Below are 20,664 nucleotides of genomic sequence, written 5' to 3'. Positions count from 1 at the left end.
CATTTATGAGCTTGAATCCTAGAGACGTCGTGATTGTCGACTTCGGTCGTACGCCGATGGGCCGCTCCAAGGGCGGCATGCACCGCAACACCCGCGCCGAAGATATGTCGGCGCACCTGATCAGCAAGCTGCTGGAACGCAACGTCAAGGTCGACCCCAACGAAGTCGAGGACGTGATCTGGGGCTGTGTGAACCAGACCCTGGAGCAGGGCTGGAACATCGCCCGCATGGCGTCGCTGATGACCCAGATCCCTCACACTGCCGCCGGCCAGACCGTCAGCCGTCTGTGCGGTTCGTCCATGAGCGCGCTGCACACCGCCGCCCAGGCGATCATGACCGGTAACGGTGACGTATTTGTCGTCGGCGGTGTCGAGCACATGGGCCACGTGAGCATGATGCACGGCGTCGATCCGAACCCGCACATGTCGCTTTACGCGGCGAAAGCCTCGGGCATGATGGGCCTGACCGCGGAAATGCTCGGCAAGATGCACGGCATCACCCGCGAGCAGCAGGACGCCTTCGGCGTGCGCTCCCACCAGCTCGCTCACAAGGCGACGGTGGAAGGCAAGTTCAAGGATGAAATCATCCCGATGCAGGGCTACGACGAAAACGGCTTCCTGAAGGTGTTCGACTACGACGAGACCATTCGTCCGGAAACCACCCTGGAAAGCCTGGCGGCCCTCAAGCCGGCCTTCAATCCGAAGGGCGGTACCGTGACGGCCGGCACTTCGTCGCAGATCACTGACGGTGCCTCGTGCATGATCGTGATGTCGGCCCAACGTGCCCAGGACCTGGGCATCCAGCCGATGGCGGTGATTCGCTCCATGGCCGTGGCGGGTGTGGACCCGGCGATCATGGGCTATGGTCCAGTACCGGCGACGCAGAAAGCCTTGAAGCGTGCCGGCCTGGGCATTGCCGATATCGACTTCTTCGAGCTCAACGAAGCTTTCGCTGCACAGGCCCTGCCCGTGCTGAAAGATTTGAAAGTGCTCGACAAGATGAACGAGAAGGTTAACCTGCACGGCGGCGCGATCGCCCTGGGTCACCCGTTCGGTTGCTCCGGTGCACGTATCTCCGGCACGCTGCTGAACGTCATGAAACAGAACGGCGGCACTTTTGGCGTGTCCACCATGTGCATTGGCCTCGGCCAGGGCATCGCCACTGTCTTCGAACGCGTCTAAGCGTTGTGTCGATGGAAGCCGGGGCCCAGTGCCCCGGTTTTTGTTTTTCGGGTTTTATAAAAAGAAATTTTGTTTTTATTTTGAAAAGATTTCAGTGAGGGCCAAAGCATGCCGATACAACCTGGGCTCTACCAGCATTACAAAGGTCCGCAGTACCGCGTATTCAGTCTCGCGCGACATTCCGAGACCGAGGAAGAAGTGGTCTTCTATCAAGCCCTGTATGGCGATTACGGCTTTTGGGTGCGCCCCTTGAGCATGTTTCAGGAGTCCGTCGAGGTTGACGGCGAACAGGTGCCACGCTTTGCTTTGGTACAGGCCGAGGAGAGCATTTTCCCCAGGCCTTGAGGCTAACAGGTGGGCAACCCTGCGCTTGACCTCACCTTGCAGCCACTATATATAGCGGTGCCGCGTCAGGCGCCAACCGCCTTTCACTTTTTAGCATTCAGGAATTTTCTGATCCATGGGCAAATCGCTGGTCATTGTGGAATCCCCGGCTAAGGCCAAGACCATCAACAAGTATCTGGGCAACCAATACGTGGTGAAGTCGAGTATCGGCCATATCCGAGACCTGCCCACCAGCGGTTCGGCTAGCGCCAGCAAGGAGCCAGCCGCCAAGCGCGGCAAGGCAGCTGCTGGCGAAGCGCCGGCGCTGTCGCCTAAGGAAAAGGCGCGCAAGCAGCTGGTCTCACGCATGGGGGTCGATCCGGAACACGGCTGGAAGGCCAAGTACGAGATCCTCCCGGGCAAGGAAAAGGTCATCGAAGAACTGCGTCGGCTCGCTAAAGATGCCGACACCATCTATCTCGCGACGGACTTGGACCGCGAGGGGGAAGCCATTGCCTGGCACCTGCGCGAAGCCATCGGTGGGGACGACAGCCGCTACAAGCGCGTGGTGTTCAACGAAATCACCAAGAAGGCCATCCAGGAAGCCTTCTCCCAGCCGGGCGAGCTGGACATCGATCGGGTCAACGCCCAGCAGGCGCGGCGTTTCCTGGATCGCGTGGTGGGCTACATGGTCTCGCCGCTGCTGTGGGCCAAGATCGCCCGCGGACTGTCAGCCGGTCGGGTGCAGTCGGTCGCGGTGAAGCTGGTGGTGGAGCGCGAGCGTGAGATTCGTGCCTTCATCCCAGAAGAATACTGGGAGGTCCACGCCGACCTCGGCACCGCCAAGGGCGCCACCGTGCGCTTCGACGTGGCTCGCGAGAAGGGCGAAGCCTTCAAGCCGCTCAACGAAGCCCAAGCCATGGCCGCGCTGGAGAAGCTCAAGGCTTCCAGCTACAGCATCGTCAAGCGCGAAGACAAACCGACCAGCAGCAAACCGTCGGCACCGTTCATCACCTCCACGCTGCAACAGGCTGCAAGCAACCGCCTGGGCTTTGGCGTGAAGAAAACCATGATGATGGCCCAGCGTCTGTACGAAGCCGGCTACATCACTTATATGCGTACCGACTCGACCAATCTCTCGGCTGATGCCGTGGCGATGGCGCGCACGTATATAGAAAGCGAGTTCGGCAAGAAGTACCTGCCGGAAACGCCGAACGTCTACAGCAGCAAGGAAGGCGCACAAGAGGCTCACGAAGCGATTCGTCCGTCAGACGCCAATACCGAGCCAAGCAAGTTGGCGGGCATGGAGCGCGATGCCGAGCGTCTCTACGAGCTGATCTGGCGCCAGTTCCTGGCCTGCCAGATGTTGCCGGCGCAATACCTGTCGACCACCGTCAGCGTCGGTGCCGGCGACTTCGAGCTGCGTGCCAAGGGCCGCATCCTGAAGTTCGACGGCTACACCCGCGTCATGCCGCAGATCACCAAGCCCGGAGACGACGACGTCCTGCCGGACATGGCCCAGGGCGACGTGATGAAGCTGATCAAGCTTGATCCGACCCAGCATTTCACCAAGCCGCCGGCCCGTTACTCGGAAGCCAGTCTGGTCAAGGAGATGGAAAAACGCGGCATCGGTCGTCCTTCGACCTATGCGGCGATCATTTCCACTATCCAGGATCGTGGCTATGTGGCGCTGCATAACCGTCGTTTCTATTCGGAAAAGATGGGCGATATCGTTACCGAGCGTTTGTCCGAGAGCTTCTCGAACCTGATGGACTACGGCTTCACCGCCGGCATGGAAGAAAACCTCGACGATGTGGCCCAGGGCGAGCGGGACTGGAAGAACGTTCTCGACGAGTTCTACGGCGACTTCAAGAAAAAACTCGAAGTAGCCGAAAGCCCTGAAAGCGGCATGCGCGCCAACCAGCCGGTGATGACCGACATTCCGTGCCTGACCTGCGGCCGGCCGATGCAGATCCGCACCGCATCCACTGGCGTGTTCCTCGGTTGCTCGGGCTACAGCCTGCCACCCAAGGAGCGCTGCAAGGCGACGGTCAACCTAGTGCCTGGCGACGAAATTGCCGCGGACGACGAGGGTGAATCCGAATCCCTGGTGCTGCGTGGCAAACATCGCTGCCCGATCTGCAGCACGGCGATGGACGCCTACCTGCTGGATGAAAAGCGCAAGTTGCACATCTGCGGTAACAACCCGGACTGTGCCGGCTACGAGATCGAAGAGGGCACCTATCGCATCAAGGGCTACGAAGGTCCGAGCCTGGAATGCGACAAGTGCGGCAGCGAGATGCAGCTCAAGACCGGCCGTTTCGGCAAGTTCTTCGGTTGCACCAACCCGACCTGCAAGAACACCCGCAAACTGCTCAAGAGCGGTGACGCGGCGCCGCCGAAGATGGACCCGGTGAAGATGCCCGAACTCAAGTGCGAGAAGGTCAACGACACCTACATCCTGCGCGATGGCGCCTCGGGCCTGTTCCTGGCGGCAAGCCAGTTCCCGAAAAACCGTGAAACCCGGGCGCCGCTGGTCATGGAAATCGTGCCGCACAAGGACGAGATCGATCCGAAGTACCATTTCCTCTGCGAAGCACCGCAGAAGGATCCGGAGGGGCGTCCAGCGGTCATTCGCTACAGCCGCAAGACCAAGGAGCAGTACGTGCAGACCGAAGTCGACGGCAAGCCGACCGGTTGGAAGGCCTTCTACGACGGCGGTAAATGGAAGGTTGAAGACAAGCGCTGATCGATTGTGGGTGGGTGCCCCGGCACCCACCTGTCAGCCAACCAGGACCCCCTGTGGGAGCGAGCCTGCTCGCGATAGCGGTGTGTCAGTCACCATCGATGTCGACTGATACACCGCTATCGCGAGCAGGGGGACGCTTGATCCTTGATTGACTGTTTTCGGCTTGCGGGGCCTCGGTCGATCCACGACACTGTCGCACTAGCGTGAAGCTTTCATTTCGTTGGGGAGACGCCGCCATGGCCCACGAACTCTATACCCGTACCAATCAGAAAATCTATTTCGCCGGCCTGTCGCTCGAAGCGCTTACCAGGGCTGAAGACGGGCGTGCGATGAATTCCCCGGCGCTGCTCCAGGCAGGACGCGAATCCGCGCTGTTTCATTTGTACGGTGCGTTGCTGGGGTTGTGCCATGAAATCGCCGGTTTCTATCGTCTGCCACAAGCGAATGCCGCGCGGGCCGAGCTGTTACTAACCCGCGAAATGCTGGAAACCATCGCGATTCCGGAGCTGGCCGAAATGGTCGAGCTGGCGCATAACCCGGAAACCTGGCTTGCGAAGCTATTGGCCGCCCACGCGGCGCTCTTCCAACCGCCACGAGCCCCGCACAAGCCCAAGGGCGACGTGACCCAGCCGTTGATCATGGCGGTCAACCTGGACGAAGAGGAACCTGAGCAGGAACTGAGCCGGGAGGAGCTGGAAAGCTGGCGGCAGCACCTCAAGAGCCTGGCAATACGCTTTCGCGACGGGTTGAACGAGTGCTGAGTTTTCCCTCGGCCCGTTACGTTCGTTGATAACGCTTGGTCAAGATACCGAGCGAAGCCGTTCCGATGACTATATAATCCTCGCCTTTCGTGGAGAACAGACTTTTATGCCAACGTCCTTTCTAGAAATTGTCGAACTTCCCGATGGCCGCATCGAGCTGCGCAGGGCCGAGGATGAAGGTTCCCTGGTGACCTTGAACTTCTCTGAAGACGCCAAGGTGTTCCTTCAAGGCCAGCACGTCGAAGTCGCCAAGGCGATGCTGAGCGTGGGTGTTCAGATGGCAGGACGCCTGGTTGAAGGCGAATTCAACAAGGAAGAGGGGCCACGGGTTCTTCATTGATCCCGTTTGTCGGCCTTTCAGCAGTGTACTGACCGGCTTCTCTGCCCTGGAGAAGCCCTGCGTTCGTTTTAGCCCAATCGAATATTCAGGCTTTGTGCGTCCCCAGTGCGGGCGGCGCTGATCAACTGTTGCCGGGCGGTCGCGGTCAACGGATTGAGCCAGCTGACCACTGTATGACTACGGCCCAGGCGCAACGCTTCACAGGTCAACTGCTGGGCGCTTTGCGTGCCCCGCGGTTGCAGTAGCAGGATGCGTTCACGGTTCAGGCCGGCGTCCCGCAGCCAGGCCTGAGTGACGCTGGCCGGTGGCGCGATCAGTGTCAACCAGCGAGCGTCCTGCTCCTGGCTCAGCTCTCGCAGGATCGGCGCCAGCAGATTCAGGCAATTCCCGGCTGCACCCCGTAACGACAGTTCGCTGAAAGCCTCGGGTTCGACGCCCCAAGGCGATTCGATGACCTCTTTCAGGACTGGAACCAGCGGTTGAGCCATAAATGCCTCGAACAGCGGAAGTTGTGTGTGTTGTGGGGTGTGAGGGAACTGCATAAAGCCTCCTTTAGCGGCGTATGACGCCGACACTCAAGCCTTCGATGACCATGTCCTGATCTTTCAGGTTTACTTCGATGGGCGCGAACTCGGGGTTCTCGGCAATCAGCCAGACCTTGCTGCCATCGCGCTTGAAGCGCTTGACGGTCACTTCATCGCCGATCCGTGCTACCACGATCTGGCCATTGCGGGCTTCGCGGGTGGTGTGAACGGCCAGAAGGTCGCCGTCGAAGATGCCGATGTCCTTCATGCTCATGCCATGCACGCGAAGCAGGTAGTCAGCTCGCGGGTGGAAGAATGAAGGATTGATGTTGCACGACTCCTCGACATGTTGCTGGGCAAGGATGGGAGCGCCTGCCGCGACGCGGCCGATGATCGGGAGGGTGGTTTCGTCGGCCTTGGCTTCGAAGCCAGGGATGCGAATGCCACGGGATGCCCCCGGCGTCATTTCGATTGCGCCCTTGCGGGCCAGCGCCTTGAGGTGTTCCTCAGCCGCGTTGGGAGACTTGAAACCCAGTTCCTGAGCGATTTCTGCACGGGTCGGCGGGTAGCCGTTGTCTTCGAGACAACGTTTGATGAAGGCCAGAATCTCTGCTTGGCGTGGCGTCAGCTTTAGCATATTGATCGCTCTGTCTTTTTATACAGTGACTGGGATTATATACAGTGGAGGCCACTTGGCAATCCTCCTTTTTCCATCAGGCGCCGGACGGTCGGATGCGGCATCGCTACAGCCCACCGGAAGGTGTGGTTAAATAGCTGACCGGGCGTTCGCAAAACGCCCCGGCGGACTTGACAAGCCAAAGGCTGAAACGTATGTTTCAAACAAGTGTTTGTCAGGCGGAGTAGCCATGGCCCAGTCGGAAACCGTTGAACGCATTCTCGATGCTGCCGAGCAACTGTTCGCGGAAAAAGGTTTCGCCGAAACCTCGTTGCGCCTGATCACCAGCAAGGCAGGGGTCAACCTGGCGGCGGTGAACTATCACTTCGGTTCGAAAAAGGCCTTGATCCAGGCCGTGTTCTCGCGCTTCCTCGGGCCGTTTTGCCTGAGCCTCGACCGTGAGTTGGAGCGACGCCAGGCCAAGCCTGACGTCAAGCCGACCCTGGAAGAACTCCTGGAAATCCTGGTCGAACAAGCCCTGGTCGTGCAACCGCGCAGCGGCAACGACTTGTCGATCTTCATGCGCCTGTTGGGCCTGGCCTTCAGTCAGAGCCAGGGCCACTTGCGGCGTTACCTGGAAGACATGTACGGCAAGGTGTTCCGCCGCTACATGCTGCTGGTCAATGAGGCGGCGCCGCGCATTCCACCTATCGAGCTGTTCTGGCGCGTGCACTTCATGCTCGGCGCTGCGGCATTCAGCATGTCCGGTATCAAGGCCCTGCGGGCCATCGCGGAAACCGATTTTGGCGTGAACACCTCCATTGAGCAGGTGATGCGCCTGATGGTGCCGTTCCTGGCCGCCGGCATGCGTGCCGAGACTGGCGTCACCGATGAGGCCATGGCTGCCGCGCAATTGCGTCCACGCAGCAAATCAGCCCCGGCCCTTGCCAAGGCTTGAGGACACGGGTGGGCGCGACAGCCCACATCCGCTAAGCTAGCGGCCCATGCCGACTCTCGTTTCGAATCCGTTTTATCATCCACTGCGTAGCCACGACCTTGCGGGAGTTGCCCCCGGTGGCGTGGGCGCCGGCGTGCCGCCGCACGGGTTCATCTTTATCAAGGAAATCCTATGACTGCTGGCCTGCAAGGCTCGTTGATGGTGGACGTCGCCGGTACCTGGCTGACGGCCGAAGATCGCCACCTGTTGCGTCAGCCAGAGGTGGGCGGGCTGATCATTTTTGCCCGCAATATCGAGCACCCGCGTCAGGTGCGTGAACTGAGTGCGTCGATCCGCGCCATCCGTCCCGACCTGCTGCTGGCGGTGGATCAGGAAGGCGGGCGGGTCCAGCGCCTGCGCCAGGGATTCGTGCGCTTGCCTGCCATGCGTGCGCTTGCCGACAACCCCAACGCCGAATACCTGGCCGAGCAGTGTGGCTGGATCATGGCCACTGAAGTGCTGGCGGTCGGTCTGGACCTGAGTTTCGCCCCGGTGCTGGACCTCGATTATCAACGCAGTGCCGTCGTCGGCAGTCGTGCTTTTGAGGGGGATCCCGAGCGCGCTGCATTGTTGGCCGGCGCTTTCATCCGCGGCATGAACGCAGCCGGTATGGCGGCCACTGGCAAACATTTCCCGGGGCATGGCTGGGCCGAAGCCGATTCCCACGTGGCGATCCCCAACGACGAGCGCAGCCTCGAACAGATCCGCGCCAACGACCTGGTCCCTTTTGCCAAACTCAGCAAACAGCTCGCGGCCGTCATGCCGGCCCACGTCATTTATCCGCAGGTTGACCCCAGCCCGGCCGGATTTTCCCGACGCTGGCTGCAGGAGATCCTGCGTGGCGAGCTGCAGTTTGATGGCGTCATCTTCAGTGATGACCTGTCGATGGCCGGCGCCCATGTGGTCGGCGATGCCGCCAGTCGTATCGAAGCCGCGTTGACCGCCGGCTGCGACATGGGCCTGGTGTGCAACGATCGCGCTGCCGCGGAGCTGGCCTTGGGTGCCGCCCAGCGCCTGAAGATCCGACCTTCGGTGCGGATCGCACGCATGCGCGGCCAGGGCTTCGCTTCCACCGAGTACCGCCAGGATCCTCGCTGGCTGACGGCGGTTGGCGCGCTGAGAGCCGCGCAATTGATTGATTAAGGTATCCCGATGACGAACTCGATTGCAGAATTTCTCGAGGACGATTGCGAGTGGTTGGAGTCGTTCGGTCAGCGTGAACTCGCTAGGGGGTTCGATTACGCCGATGAAAATCGGATCCGGATCCTGGAAGTGACCGAGCGATCAATCCTGGCCGAATGTCGGGGTTCCGGCAGAAACGTCTATCAGCAGGTTATCGAACTCATTCGTTATCGCGGTGATGACCAAATCAGTTACGAATGCTCTTGTCCGGTTGGCGGTGATTGCAAGCATTGCGCTGCCGTTATGTTCTATTTATCGGGGAATGAGAGCGCGTTGCAGGACTGCCCCGGCGGCGAGCGTCTGGGCAGCGAGCTTGAAAACTGGATTCAGAAAATTCCTCTTCAGCGCTCCGATTCGTTGCTCGCTGAAAAAAGCGCCGATGTGCGGATTTTCTATAGGCTCAAGGAAAACAAGCCTTCCGGCGTTTGGACGCTGGGACTGTTCAAAGGGCATCAACTGGACGAAGGTAAGCCTCAGGATCTGCAAGCGTTCCATGCACTTGCAGACATGCTGGTTCGAATGCCGGGTTTTGTAACCGATATCGACATGAAGATCGGTCGGCTGTTGGCCATCGGTCACGATTTTCGCAGCCCTTCGAGCAATTATCCGCTGCGGGGGCGCAACGGTGCCCAGGCGTTGGCGCTTGCGTTACAGTCCTCTCGCCTGTTCCTCGCGTTCGATCCACTACAACCACTGATTGCCGGACCCGAGCGACCTGCCCAGTTCTTCTGGGCAGAGCAACCCAATGGTAATTACCGACCCCAGTGGCAAAGCCACGCTCAAGTGCTGGAGAGCGTTTTGCCGCTTGAGCCGCTTTATTATCTGGATGTCGCACGCGGTGAACTTGGGCCGTTGGCCTACGAGATGGATGATGGGTTGGCGGGCCATTTGTGCCTTGCTCCAGAAATTCCGGCGCGCCACGCGGGGTTGTTCAGTCATCGGCTCAATGCGCTGGACCGGCAGATACCGCCGCCGAAAGAATTGACGGAGCGGGTCATCGACGATGTCGAGCCGCAGCCGGTTCTTACCTTGGGCAGTTATATTTCCTACAGTCATTGGCGCTCCGCCCCGGAGCATCGCGCAGCATTGACCTTTACTTATGACGGTCATGTCGCTCACGAAAAAGCTTCCACTGAGGTATCGATCCTGTCTGGCACGGAGACCTTGCGTATCCAACGCAAGCCGGAAGCTGAACAGGCGTTGCGCAAAGTCCTGCGCAAATTCGGTTTCAAAAGGGCCAGTCGTCAGAGCCTTGCGCTGGCAGACAGTGTGGGCGAGCGCCTTCAACTGCCTGATGATGCGGCTTGGCTGGCGTTCGTTGACAAAGGGCTTGAGCAACTGCGCGCGGCCAATTGGCAGATCGATATCGAAGACGGCTTCCATTTCAATCTTCAGCCCGTAGACGCGTTGTACGCGGATATCGAGGAATCGCCCGGTCGGGAATGGTTCGATCTGCAGTTGGGCATCATCGTCAATGGGGAGCGGCGCAGTCTACTGCCCATCCTGCTCAATTTGCTTCGCACCAATGCACAGATGATGGATCCGGCCTACCTGGATCAGCGTAAAGATGACCAGTTGATGCTGATCGATCTCAACGGCGGGAAACTCATGGCCGGCCCCGGCGTGAAGGTTGCGTTGCCGTATGGACGGGTGAAGCCGTTGATGGCGACACTTGGCGAGTTGTATATGAAGGAGCATCGGGGCGACTCGATACGTCTGAATGCCTTCGATGCGGCCAGGCTGGATGCGCTCGACGGTATGCCGCTGGAATGGAATGGCGGGGAGCGACTGCGTACGTTCGCAAAACGCTTGCGTGAGTCGACCCATGTGCATGTTCCTGCACCCGAAGGGCTCATGGCCGTTCTGCGACCTTACCAGCTCGAAGGGCTCAACTGGATGCAGACGCTGGGGGAGCTGGAAGTCGGTGGGATCCTGGGCGATGACATGGGCCTGGGCAAGACGCTTCAGACCCTGGCTCACCTGTTGTGCGAGAAGCAAGCCGGACACCTGGACATCCCGGCGCTGGCAGTCATGCCCACCAGCCTGATTCCCAATTGGCTCGACGAGGCAGCACGCTTTACCCCACAGCTCAAGGTTCTGGCGTTGCACGGCGCGGCGCGGCAAAAAGATTTTGCCAGCCTTGCGCAGTACGATCTGGTGTTGACGACCTATGCCTTGTTGTCGCGGGACTTGAAGGTATTGCAGCCCCAAGCCTGGAGTGTGCTGATTCTCGATGAAGCCCAGAACATCAAGAACCCCACCAGCAAGGCCGCCCAGGCTGCTCGTGAACTCAAGGCCTGGCAGCGTCTGTGCCTGACGGGTACGCCGCTGGAAAATCACTTGGGTGAACTCTGGTCGTTGTTCCATTTCCTGTTGCCCGGTTGGCTGGGAGACAGCAAAACCTTCAACCGGGACTACCGGACTCCAATCGAAAAGCATGGCAACAGCGAGCGAATGCGGCACCTGGCGGCTCGAATCAAGCCGTTTCTGCTGCGGCGCAAAAAGGAACAGGTCGCGACCGAGCTGCCGCCCAAGACCGAAATTGTCCACTGGGTCGATCTCGGCGACGGGCAGCGTGACGTCTACGAAACCGTGCGCGTGGCCATGGACAAGAAGGTGCGCGACGAAATTGCCCGTAGTGGTGTGGCCCGCAGCCAGATCATCATCCTTGATGCATTGCTCAAGTTGCGCCAGGTTTGCTGTGACCTGCGGTTGCTCAACACCACGACGCTGACGGCCAAGGCCCTGCGTTCCGGCAGCGGCAAATTGACCAGCTTGATGGAAATGCTCGAAGAGCTGCTCAGCGAAGGGCGCAAAATTCTGCTGTTCTCCCAGTTCACCTCGATGCTCGCATTGATTGAAGAGGAGCTTTGCCAGCGCGGCCTGGCTTATTCGTTGCTGACCGGCCAGACCACTGATCGCCGTACGCCGGTGAGGGATTTCCAGAGTGGCAAGGTGTCACTGTTTCTCATCAGCCTGAAAGCGGGTGGCACGGGACTCAACCTGACAGCGGCCGATACGGTGATCCATTTCGATCCGTGGTGGAACCCGGCGGTGGAAAATCAGGCGACCGATCGTGCTTACCGGATTGGGCAGGACAAACCGGTATTCGTGTACAAGCTGATTGCCCGGGGTACGGTGGAAGAAAAGATCCAGGCACTCCAGCAGGAGAAAGCCGCGTTGGTGGGCAGTGTGCTGGATGGCGGAACCACGGGCGGGTGGACGTTGGAGCAAAGCGATATCGAAGCACTGTTTGCGCCATTGCCCAAGGCTTGAATTTGCCTATTGATCATTATGGGCGCGCGAAGGATCACGAGCCTTTCTTATGCGCCCCAACTCCTTGTGGGAGCGGGCTTGCTCGCGAAGACTGAGTGTCAGTCAACATCATTATTACTGATCCTCCGCCTTCGCGAGCAAGCCTGCTCCCACAGGTGTCGTCGCAGCCAACCGGCCTCAGCGCTTCTCCAGCTTATCCGGCAATGGTGCGAACAGCGCTTCAATGTCGTCGCTCTGCAACTTCCAGTCGCCGGCCACTCGGCCGTCGAGGACGCCGGCGGCGAGGTCGGACTTTTCCTTTTGCAGCAGCTGAATCTTCTCTTCCACCGTGCCCCGGGCAATCAGTTTGTAGACGAATACCGGTTTTTCCTGGCCGATGCGATAGGCGCGGTCGGTCGCCTGGTTTTCAGTGGCCGGGTTCCACCACGGGTCGTAGTGAATCACCGTGTCGGCTTCGGTCAGGTTCAGGCCTACGCCACCGGCCTTCAGGCTGATCAGAAAGATCTGACGCTTGCCGCTCTGAAATTCCTTGACGGGGGTGCGTCGGTCGCGGGTCTGCCCGGTCAGGAGGGCGTAGTCGACGCCGCGTTTTTTCAGCTCGTCTTCAATCAGTGACAGCATCGAAGTGAACTGGGAAAACAGCAGCACCCGGCGGCCTTCTTCAAACAGCTCCTCCAGCATCTCCATCAGGCTGTCGAGCTTGCCCGAGGTGCTGCCGCGGGTGGGCAGGGCCGCGTCATTGATCAGGCGCAGGTCGCAGCACACCTGACGCAGCTTGAGCAGCGCCTCAAGGATGATGATCTGGCTGCGGGCGACGCCCTTGCGGGTGATTTCGTCGCGGACTTTCTTGTCCATGGCCAGGCGCATGGTTTCGTAGACATCGCGCTGGGCATCGCTGAGTTCCACCCAGTGGATGATCTCGGTCTTGGGCGGCAGTTCGGTCGCCACTTGTTCCTTGGTCCGGCGCAGCAGGAAAGGTTTTATCCGACCGTTGAGGTGTTGCAGTCTTACGTCGCTGCCGCGTTTTTCAATGGGCACGCGGTAATCGCGGTTGAAGCTCTTGACGTCTCCAAGCCACCCCGGCAGCAGGAAGTGGAACAGCGACCATAGTTCGCCGAGGTGGTTTTCCAGGGGCGTACCGGACAGGCACAGCCGTTGCCGGGCGTTGAGTTCACGGGCGGCCTGGGCGGCTTTGCTGGTGGGGTTCTTGATGTACTGGGCTTCATCCAGGATCAATACGTGCAACGGCTGCGATTTCAGGCGCTCGACGTCCTTGGGCAACAGCGCGTAAGTGGTCAGGACCAGGTCGTAGTCCGCCACCCGTTCGAAGTGTTTCTTGCGCCCGGCACCATACAGCGCCAGCACCTTGAGCTGTGGGGTGAAATGCGCTGCTTCGTCGAGCCAGTTGGGAATCAGGCTGGTGGGCATCACCACCATGCACGGTCGGTCGAGGCGTCCGGCGATTTTCTCGCTGAGAATATGCGCCAGCGTCTGTAGGGTCTTGCCCAGGCCCATGTCATCCGCAAGGATGCCGCCCACTTCCAGTTGCCGCAGCGACTGCATCCAGCTCAGGCCTTCGAGTTGGTAAGGTCGCAGGGTCGCGTTCAGCCCTTCGGGCGCGGTGGCGGTGTAGTCCTTGATATCCCGCAGGCGTTGGGCCAGGCCGCGAATGTGTTCACCGCCTTCCCAGCTCAAGGGCATGTCTTGCAGCGGGTTCAGGCGCAAGGCATCCGCGCTGTTCAAGCGCAGCTTGGTGGTGCCGGGCTCTTGCAGGTAGAACTCGCCCAGGGTCGCCAGCACCGGTTTCAGGCGGCCATAGGGCAAGGCCACTTGTTGCGGGCCGAACTCGGAATTCGGGCGGTTGGGCAGGTTGACCAGAATCAGTTCGTCGTCGCGGCGCCGGGCCAGGCGTTCCGGGTTGAACAGCTCGATGTGCGAGCGCATCAGGTTCAACAGGATCGGCAACAGGCTCAGGCGCTCGCCATTGACGATGATCCCCAGCTCCAGGTCGAACCAGTCCCGCTCCGGGGTTTCTTCCACCGTGGCATACCAGTCGTCCACGGCGGTCAGGTCGAAGCCGAACTCCTCGTCGATCTGCAATTCCCAACCTTGCTCACGCAATTTCGGCAGGTCGTTGAGGGTGAAGGTCAGCCAGGCGCTGTCGTTGACCATCTCATAGAGTTCGCCGGCGCTTTCCGGCAGGGCCTTGCTTTGCCGGGTGGCGATCTTGAAACCGAGGATTCTCAGCTGTTCGCGGTAGGACTGTTCCACGTCGGTATGACGTTTTATCCGCAGCGTCTGTGTTTCCTGGCGAATCAGCACGTCCGTGTTGCGCTGGCCGCTGACATATTCGTCCAGGTAGCTGAAGGACAGAGCGGCGCGGTGCTGGATGTAGCGCTGCATCTTGCCGTTGCGCGGCTCGAAGGCGCTGAACTCGATGCTTGCCAGCCACAGGCGTGGCAGCGGTTGCACATTGTCCACCAGCACTTGCGGCGGCGCCTTGGGGCTGCGGTTGTCCAGCACCGCCTGGAGTTTTTCCAGCAGTTGCGCGTCTTTTTCGGCGGCCGGGTAGGCCAGGGTTTCCTGGACCTGTAGCAGGACGGCTGCGCAGTGCTTGCAGTTGATGCGCACCGGGCAGGAACAGGCGGCCTCCAGCAGGATCAACGTGCCCTTGGCTGACTCCTTGAGGCGAATGGTCTGACGGTAGATGTTGCTGCCAGAGCCTTCGCAACTGGCGGTGATGGTGCTGTCGCCGGCCTCGACGATCCGCACGCGGTTTTCCAGCGCATAACGGCGCCCACGCTCCAGGCTCTGTTCCTTGAATCGATTGACCCAGGAAGGTGCCAGGGGTTTGCTCAGGGGCGAGGGCATAGGCGCGCAATCAGTCCGGAATGACGTCAGGCGACTGCCGTGGCGCGGGCGCGGTCAGCGAGGTGATCTTGATCAGCAGGCCGAGGTGGCCGTTGTCGAGGAAGTTCAACTGGCCGTTCTTGGTGTGGCTCTGTTGTTTGAGGCGTTCGCTGGCGGTCACCAGGCCATTGGCATCGATCTGGTTGATCCAGAAGTCGGCATCGACGTCGGTGAAGCGGCCCAGTTTCAGCTCCAGGGTGCCCTCGACGGGAAATTGCCCGAACTGTTCGGCGCCGTCGCTGATGGCGACCTTGCTGCCCTGTTCGCCGAGGTTCTGCTGCCAGGCCTTGTGCATCAACACCGTGTATTGGCCGCTGGCGTTGAGTTTTTCCACAAGGTTGCCCAGCGCTGGCGAGCGCTGGCTGTCGGCGCCCAGGCGTTGCGCGCCGGCGTCCCAGTCTTCCGGGGCGGCGCGGCTGACAATCGCCGGCTCGGCATTCTGCCGGACCAGGATCATTTCAACCTGATACAGGTCATCGGCAAACGCCAGGGGAGCGACCAGGGTCATCAACAAGGTCAGTGAGCGAAACAGGCGCATGTGGCGTCCTTCAAGCAGTGGTCGGGGTGAGGCGCTCGAACAGCGCTTCTACGGTATTGAAACGCTCTTCCGCGCGTTCCATGGGCACCATGAACTTGAACATCGTGGCACCTTCGAACTTGTAGCGCTTGGGCTGGCCCTGGATCAGCTTGATCAGCACCAGCGGATCGACCGGGGTCTGGGCCTCGAACTCGATGCGCCCGCCATTGGGGCCGCCATCGACTTTCTTGATGCCCAACTGCTCGGCCTTGAGCTTGAGCAGGGTGGTGCGCACCAGGTTCTTGGTCGGTTCCGGCAGCAGGCCGAAGCGGTCGATCATCTCCACTTGCAGGTCCTTGAGGCCTTCTTCGTCGCTGGCCGAGGCAATGCGTTTGTAGAGGATCAGCCGCGCATGGACGTCCGGCAGGTAGTCCTCCGGAATCAGCGCCGGCACCCGCAGGTTGATTTCCGGCCCGCCACCCAGGGGTTGGTCGAGGTTCGGTTGTTCGCCCTTGCGGATCGACTTGACCGCCCGTTCGAGCATTTCCATATAGAGGGTGAAGCCGACGGCCTGGATCTGGCCGCTCTGGCCGTCGCCCAGCAACTCGCCAGCGCCACGGATTTCCAGGTCGTTGGTGGCCAGCACGAAACCGGCGCCCAGGTCCTGGGTATTGGCAATGGCCTCCAGCCGTTTTTCCGCGTCCGGGGTGATCTGCTGGCGCGGCGGCGTCAACAGGTAGGCGTAGGCCTGGTGGTGACTGCGACCGACCCGGCCGCGCAACTGGTGCAGCTGGGCCAGGCCGAACTTGTCGGCGCGCTCGATGATGATGGTGTTGGCGCTCGGCACGTCGATGCCGGTCTCGATGATGGTCGAGGCAATCAGCACGTTGAAGCGCTTGTGGTAGAAGTCGCTCATCACCTGTTCGAGTTCACGCTCGCGCATCTGCCCGTGGCCGATGCCGATACGGGCTTCCGGCACCAGCTCGGCGAGGTCGGCGGCGCATTTCTCGATGGTCTTCACATCGTTGTGCAGGTAATAGACCTGGCCACCCCGCAGCAGCTCACGGAGCAAGGCTTCCTTGACGGTGCTCTTGTTCTGCTCCATGACGAAGGTGCGCACCGACAGGCGACGGGCCGGCGGCGTGGCGATGATCGACAGGTCGCGCATGCCCGACACCGCCATGTTCAGCGTGCGCGGGATCGGCGTGGCCGTCAGGGTGAGGATGTCGACTTCGCTGCGCAGGGCCTTGAGCTGTTCTTTCTGGCGCACACCAAAGCGGTGTTCTTCGTCGATGATCACCAGCCCGAGGTTCTTGATCTTCACGTCGTCCTGCAGCAGCTTGTGCGTACCGATGACGATGTCGATCCTGCCTTCGGCCAGGTCGGCCACGGCGGCGTTCACTTCCTTGGTGGACTTGAAGCGGCTCATCACTTCCACGGTCACCGGCCAGTCGGCGAAGCGGTCGCGGAAACTGTTGTAATGCTGTTGGGCGAGCAGGGTGGTCGGCACCAGGATCGCCACCTGCTTGCCACCGTGCACTGCAATGAACGCGGCGCGCATCGCCACTTCGGTCTTGCCGAAGCCCACGTCGCCGCACACCAGGCGGTCCATCGGCTTGGGCGCGAGCATGTCGGCGCGCACGGCTTCGATGGTGGTTTGCTGGTCGACGGTTTCTTCGAACGGGAAACCGGCGCTGAAGGTTTCGTAGTCGGCTTTCGGATCGGCGAAGGCGTAACCTTCGCGGGCGGCACGGCGGGCGTAGATGTCGAGCAGTTCGGCGGCCACGTCGCGCACCTGCTCGGCGGCTTTGCGCTTGGCCTTCTGCCAGGTTTCCGAACCCAGGCGGTGCAAGGGGGCGAGAGCGTCATCGCTGCCGGTGTAACGGGCGATCAGGTGCAGGTTCGCCACCGGCACATAGAGCTTGGCGCCCTCGGCGTATTCGAGGGTCAGGAATTCGGCGGCCTGATTGTCGATTTCCAGGGTGGCGAGCCCCAGGTAGCGGCCCACGCCGTGGTCGATGTGCACCACCGGGGCGCCTTCGCGCAACTCGGTGAGGTTCTTGATGACGGCGTCGTTGGCGGCATCGGCGCGCTTTTCGCGGCGCCGACGTTGCATGACGCGCTGACCGAACAGCGGGTTCTCGGCCACCAGTGCCAACGCCGGGTCGTCGAGTACCAGGCCTTCGTCCAGCGGGGCAATGGTGATCGCCAGGCGATCCTTGCTCGCGACAAAGTCCGGCCAGCTGTCGACTGTCTTGGGCCGCAGCTTCAGGCGTTCAAGCAGCTCCAACAACACTTCGCGACGCCCGGCGGATTCGGCGGTGAACAGCACCCGGCCGGGGAATTCGTCGAGAAAACCGGCCAGGGCGGCCAGCGGTTGCGTGGCCTTGGCTTCGATCGCCAGGTCCGGCAATGGCTTGGCCGGGAAGCGTTCGCGGCCGACGCCGGGCTCCACGTCCTGCTGGCTCGCCACCACGCGCGGCCAGTTTTTCAGGCGAGCGAAGCAGTCTTCGACCGGCAGGAACAGTTCGGCCGGTGGCAATAGAGGGCGGGAAGGATCGACACGGCGCTCTTCGTAGCGGTTGCGCACGTCGTTCCAGAAGTTTTCCGCCGCCTGTTCGATGCCCGGCAGGGAGAACACCTGGGTGTCCTGGGGCAGGTAATCGAACAGGGTGGAGGTTTCTTCGAAGAACAGCGGCAGGTAGTACTCGATGCCGGCGGGGGTAATCCCGCTGCTCAGGTCCTGAAAGATCGGGCAACGGCGGAAATCCACGTCGAAGCGCTCGCGAAAGCGCGCCTTGAAGCGGGTCACGGCGTCTTTTCGCAGCGGGAATTCCTTGGCCGGCAGCAGGCGGATCGACTGCACCTTGTCGATGGAGCGCTGGTTTTCCGGATCAAAGGTGCGCAAGGTCTCGATTTCGTCATCGAACAGGTCGATGCGATACGGCAATTTGCTGCCCATCGGGAACAAGTCGATCAGCGCGCCGCGTACCGCGAACTCGCCGTGCTCGTACACCGTGTCGACGCAGCGATAGCCACTGGCTTCCAGGCGGGTGCGCATTTGCTCGACGTCGAGCTTCTGGCCGATATCGAGTACCAGGCTGCTGCCGAGCAGGAATTGGGTCGGTGCCAGCCGATGTAGGGCCGTGGTGATGGGCACTACCAAAACGCCATGACTGAGTTCCGGCAGCCGATAAAGGCTGGCGATTCGCTGGGAAATGATGTCCTGGTGGGGCGAAAACAGGTCGTAGGGCAGGGTTTCCCAGTCCGGGAAATGCAATACGGGCAGATCCGGGGCGAAGAAACCCAGCGCCTGCTCGAGCCGCTCGGCGCTTTGGCTGTCGGCGGTCAGCAGCAGGGTAAAGCGCTTGGCAGCGCTGGCAGCCTCGGCAATGGCCAGGCTCAGGGCGGCACCGGGCAGGTTGCCCCAGTGCTGTTTACCTGCCTCGGCAGGGAGAAGCGGAAGACGCAGAACGGGCACGGAAGGTTGAGCTCCAGCGTTGCGACAAAGTCGACAAGTGTAGCGGGGGAAGGGGGCTGCTGTCAGTCGCAGACTACCCGGGCAGACAGGAAAACCACGGTGCGACAGGCGCGCATTGCTCCGCCGAGGACTCGGCGGCATAATGTAGCCCCTTTTTTCAGCCCCTACATGTGGAAGGTTCCCGTGACTCAGAAGCCCGACCAGTGTCTTGGTGAATGGATTGATCGTGAAGCACTCGCTGAAGCGATGATCCCTCTCATCGGTCAGCTCTACCGCAATAACAACGTGGTGAGCTCGATCTATGGCCGCAGCCTGATCAACCAGTCTGTCATCGCGATTCTCAAAGCCCACCGCTTTGCTCGTCACCGCTCTTCCGACGACAGCGAACTGTCCGTCCACGAAACATTCCCTCTGCTCAAAGCCATGAGCGAGCTCAAGCTCGGCGCGGCCTCGGTGGATCTGGGCAAGTTGGCGTTCAAATTCCGCAACGAAGGCAATGGCCGCAGCGCCGAGCAGTTCGTGCGTGAAGAGATGGCTGATGTGGTTGGTCAGCAAAACGTTTCGGCTCGCAAGGGCACTGACGTGGTCCTGTACGGCTTCGGTCGTATCGGCCGCCTGCTGGCGCGCATCCTGATCGAAAAAACCGGTGGTGGCGACGGCCTGCGCCTGCGCGCCATCGTGGTGCGCAAGGGCGCCGAGAACGACCTGACCAAGCGTGCCAGCCTGCTGCGTCGCGATTCGGTCCATGGTTCGTTCAACGGCACCATCACCATCGATGAAGAAAACAACACCATTACCGCCAACGGCAACCTGATCCAGGTGATCTACGCGAAGAACCCGACCGAGGTGGACTACACCCAGTACGGCATCAAGGACGCCCTGCTGGTGGACAACACCGGCGTATGGCGTGATGCCGACGGCCTGGGCCAGCACCTGGCATGCCCGGGTATCGACCGCGTGGTCCTGACCGCACCTGGCAAGGGCAAGCTGAAGAACATCGTCCACGGCATCAACCACGGCGAAATCACCGCAGACGACAAGATCGTCTCTGCCGCCTCTTGCACCACCAACGCCATCGTGCCGGTGCTCAAGGCTGTGAACGACAAGTTCGGTATCGTCAATGGTCACGTGGAAACGGTTCACTCGTATACCAACGACCAGAACCTGATCGACAACTTCCACAAGGGCGATCGCCGTGGTCGCAGCGCCGCGCTGAACATGGTCATCACCGAAACCGGTGCCGCCACCGCCGCCGCCAAGGCCCTGCCTGAGCTGGCCGGCAAGCTGACCGGCAACGCGATCCGCGTGCCGACGCCAAACGTGTCGATGGCCATTCTCAACCTGAACCTTGAGAAAGCCGCCTCCCGTGAAGAGATGAACGAGTACCTGCGCTACATGGCGCTGCACTCCGACCTGCACAAGCAGATCGACTTCGTCAACTCGCAGGAAGTGGTCTCCACCGACTTCGTGGGCTCGCGCCACGCCGGTGTCGTGGATGCCGAAGCCACCATCTGCCAGGACAACCGCGTTGTGTTGTACGTCTGGTACGACAACGAATTCGGTTACAGCTGCCAGGTGGTCCGCGTAATGGAAGACATGGCCGGTGTGAACCCGCCAGCGTTCCCACGCTAAGGCTTAGCTGGATGTGAAAACGCCCCGACTTGTCGGGGCGTTTTTTTGTCTGGGATTTTTGTGGGGCTGGGGTTCTGTGGTGTCTGGGCTGGCCTCTTCGCGAGCAAGCTCGCTCCCACAGTTGACCGAGTTGGTGCTGATGTATGCGGTCCTTTGTGGGAGCAACTGTCTTGA

General features: G+C 60.8%; 14 protein-coding genes. 9 read left to right on the top strand and 5 right to left on the bottom strand.

Annotated features, from left to right (window positions below):
• The first annotated feature begins 5 nt into the window (after positions 1–5).
• From fadA to J7E36_RS20525, 5 genes are all read left to right on the top strand, one after another.
• Positions 6–1,181, top strand: coding sequence for an acetyl-CoA C-acyltransferase FadA (gene fadA, locus J7E36_RS20545; protein WP_215007043.1), 1,176 nt, complete (start codon positions 6–8; stop codon positions 1,179–1,181).
• A gap of 108 nt (positions 1,182–1,289) precedes the next feature.
• On the top strand, positions 1,290–1,526 hold the full coding sequence (locus J7E36_RS20540) for a DUF1653 domain-containing protein (RefSeq protein WP_215007041.1): 237 nt from the start codon (positions 1,290–1,292) through the stop codon (positions 1,524–1,526).
• Between the two features lie 115 nt (positions 1,527–1,641).
• Positions 1,642–4,254 (top strand): type I DNA topoisomerase, encoded by a 2,613-nt coding sequence (gene topA / locus J7E36_RS20535; protein WP_215007039.1) that lies wholly within the window; start codon positions 1,642–1,644, stop codon positions 4,252–4,254.
• Positions 4,255–4,490: 236 nt separating this feature from the next.
• The gene (locus tag J7E36_RS20530; RefSeq protein WP_215007037.1) at positions 4,491–5,015 is read left to right on the top strand and encodes a DUF6586 family protein; all 525 of its coding nucleotides are present in this window, start codon (positions 4,491–4,493) and stop codon (positions 5,013–5,015) included.
• A 106-nt stretch (positions 5,016–5,121) separates the two neighbouring features.
• Positions 5,122–5,355 (top strand): hypothetical protein, encoded by a 234-nt coding sequence (locus J7E36_RS20525; protein ID WP_003183419.1) that lies wholly within the window; start codon positions 5,122–5,124, stop codon positions 5,353–5,355.
• A 68-nt stretch (positions 5,356–5,423) separates the two neighbouring features.
• Here the strand turns inward: J7E36_RS20525 and sulA are convergent, their stop codons facing one another.
• Positions 5,424–5,897, bottom strand: a complete 474-nt coding sequence (gene sulA / locus J7E36_RS20520) for an SOS-induced cell division inhibitor SulA (protein ID WP_215007035.1) — start codon at positions 5,895–5,897, stop codon at positions 5,424–5,426.
• Between the two features lie 10 nt (positions 5,898–5,907).
• Entirely contained in the window at positions 5,908–6,516 is a 609-nt protein-coding gene (gene lexA, locus J7E36_RS20515; RefSeq protein ID WP_215007033.1) for a transcriptional repressor LexA, read from the bottom strand.
• Positions 6,517–6,745: 229 nt separating this feature from the next.
• On the opposite strand from lexA, the gene J7E36_RS20510 reads away from it, so the two are divergent.
• The 3 genes from J7E36_RS20510 to J7E36_RS20500 all read left to right on the top strand — a co-directional run bounded on the left by J7E36_RS20510 (position 6,746) and on the right by J7E36_RS20500 (position 11,950).
• On the top strand, positions 6,746–7,453 hold the full coding sequence (locus J7E36_RS20510) for a TetR/AcrR family transcriptional regulator (RefSeq protein WP_063322182.1): 708 nt from the start codon (positions 6,746–6,748) through the stop codon (positions 7,451–7,453).
• A gap of 183 nt (positions 7,454–7,636) precedes the next feature.
• Positions 7,637–8,635, top strand: a complete 999-nt coding sequence (gene nagZ / locus J7E36_RS20505; protein ID WP_215007108.1) for a beta-N-acetylhexosaminidase — start codon at positions 7,637–7,639, stop codon at positions 8,633–8,635.
• Between the two features lie 9 nt (positions 8,636–8,644).
• Complete coding sequence (locus tag J7E36_RS20500; RefSeq protein WP_215007031.1) at positions 8,645–11,950, top strand: DEAD/DEAH box helicase; 3,306 nt, start codon at positions 8,645–8,647, stop codon at positions 11,948–11,950.
• A gap of 177 nt (positions 11,951–12,127) precedes the next feature.
• On the opposite strand, the gene J7E36_RS20495 is transcribed toward J7E36_RS20500, so the two are convergent.
• From J7E36_RS20495 to mfd, 3 genes are read right to left on the bottom strand one after another with little or no spacing between them, the layout of a single operon-like run.
• Positions 12,128–14,821, bottom strand: a complete 2,694-nt coding sequence (locus J7E36_RS20495) for a DEAD/DEAH box helicase (protein WP_215007029.1) — start codon at positions 14,819–14,821, stop codon at positions 12,128–12,130.
• Between the two features lie 10 nt (positions 14,822–14,831).
• A complete protein-coding gene (locus tag J7E36_RS20490; protein WP_215007027.1) occupies positions 14,832–15,398 on the bottom strand; it encodes a CsiV family protein in 567 nt (188 codons plus the stop codon).
• 10 nt (positions 15,399–15,408) lie between these two features.
• Positions 15,409–18,858, bottom strand: a complete 3,450-nt coding sequence (mfd, locus tag J7E36_RS20485) for a transcription-repair coupling factor (protein WP_215007024.1) — start codon at positions 18,856–18,858, stop codon at positions 15,409–15,411.
• Positions 18,859–19,026: 168 nt separating this feature from the next.
• Here mfd and J7E36_RS20480 point away from each other — a divergent pair, with 168 nt between their 5' ends.
• On the top strand, positions 19,027–20,490 hold the full coding sequence (locus tag J7E36_RS20480) for a glyceraldehyde-3-phosphate dehydrogenase (RefSeq protein ID WP_215007021.1): 1,464 nt from the start codon (positions 19,027–19,029) through the stop codon (positions 20,488–20,490).
• Positions 20,491–20,664 lie beyond the last annotated feature (174 nt).

This window comes from Pseudomonas fluorescens, from assembly GCF_018614775.1.
GTDB lineage: Bacteria > Pseudomonadota > Gammaproteobacteria > Pseudomonadales > Pseudomonadaceae > Aquipseudomonas > Aquipseudomonas fluorescens_BY.
The sequence above is the reverse complement of the archived record's forward strand: the minus strand, read 5'-3'. Positions and strand labels throughout refer to the sequence as shown.

Coding starts and splice junctions, on each gene's coding strand:
- J7E36_RS20480 (WP_215007021.1), top strand. CDS start 19,027: ATGTGGAAGGTTCCCGTGACTCAGAAGCCCGACCAGTGTCTTGGTGAA.
- J7E36_RS20525 (WP_003183419.1), top strand. CDS start 5,122: ATGCCAACGTCCTTTCTAGAAATTGTCGAACTTCCCGATGGCCGCATC.
- sulA (WP_215007035.1), bottom strand. CDS start 5,897: ATGCAGTTCCCTCACACCCCACAACACACACAACTTCCGCTGTTCGAG.
- J7E36_RS20490 (WP_215007027.1), bottom strand. CDS start 15,398: ATGCGCCTGTTTCGCTCACTGACCTTGTTGATGACCCTGGTCGCTCCC.
- topA (WP_215007039.1), top strand. CDS start 1,642: ATGGGCAAATCGCTGGTCATTGTGGAATCCCCGGCTAAGGCCAAGACC.
- J7E36_RS20495 (WP_215007029.1), bottom strand. CDS start 14,821: ATGCCCTCGCCCCTGAGCAAACCCCTGGCACCTTCCTGGGTCAATCGA.
- fadA (WP_215007043.1), top strand. CDS start 6: ATGAGCTTGAATCCTAGAGACGTCGTGATTGTCGACTTCGGTCGTACG.
- lexA (WP_215007033.1), bottom strand. CDS start 6,516: ATGCTAAAGCTGACGCCACGCCAAGCAGAGATTCTGGCCTTCATCAAA.
- J7E36_RS20510 (WP_063322182.1), top strand. CDS start 6,746: ATGGCCCAGTCGGAAACCGTTGAACGCATTCTCGATGCTGCCGAGCAA.
- J7E36_RS20530 (WP_215007037.1), top strand. CDS start 4,491: ATGGCCCACGAACTCTATACCCGTACCAATCAGAAAATCTATTTCGCC.
- J7E36_RS20500 (WP_215007031.1), top strand. CDS start 8,645: ATGACGAACTCGATTGCAGAATTTCTCGAGGACGATTGCGAGTGGTTG.
- J7E36_RS20540 (WP_215007041.1), top strand. CDS start 1,290: ATGCCGATACAACCTGGGCTCTACCAGCATTACAAAGGTCCGCAGTAC.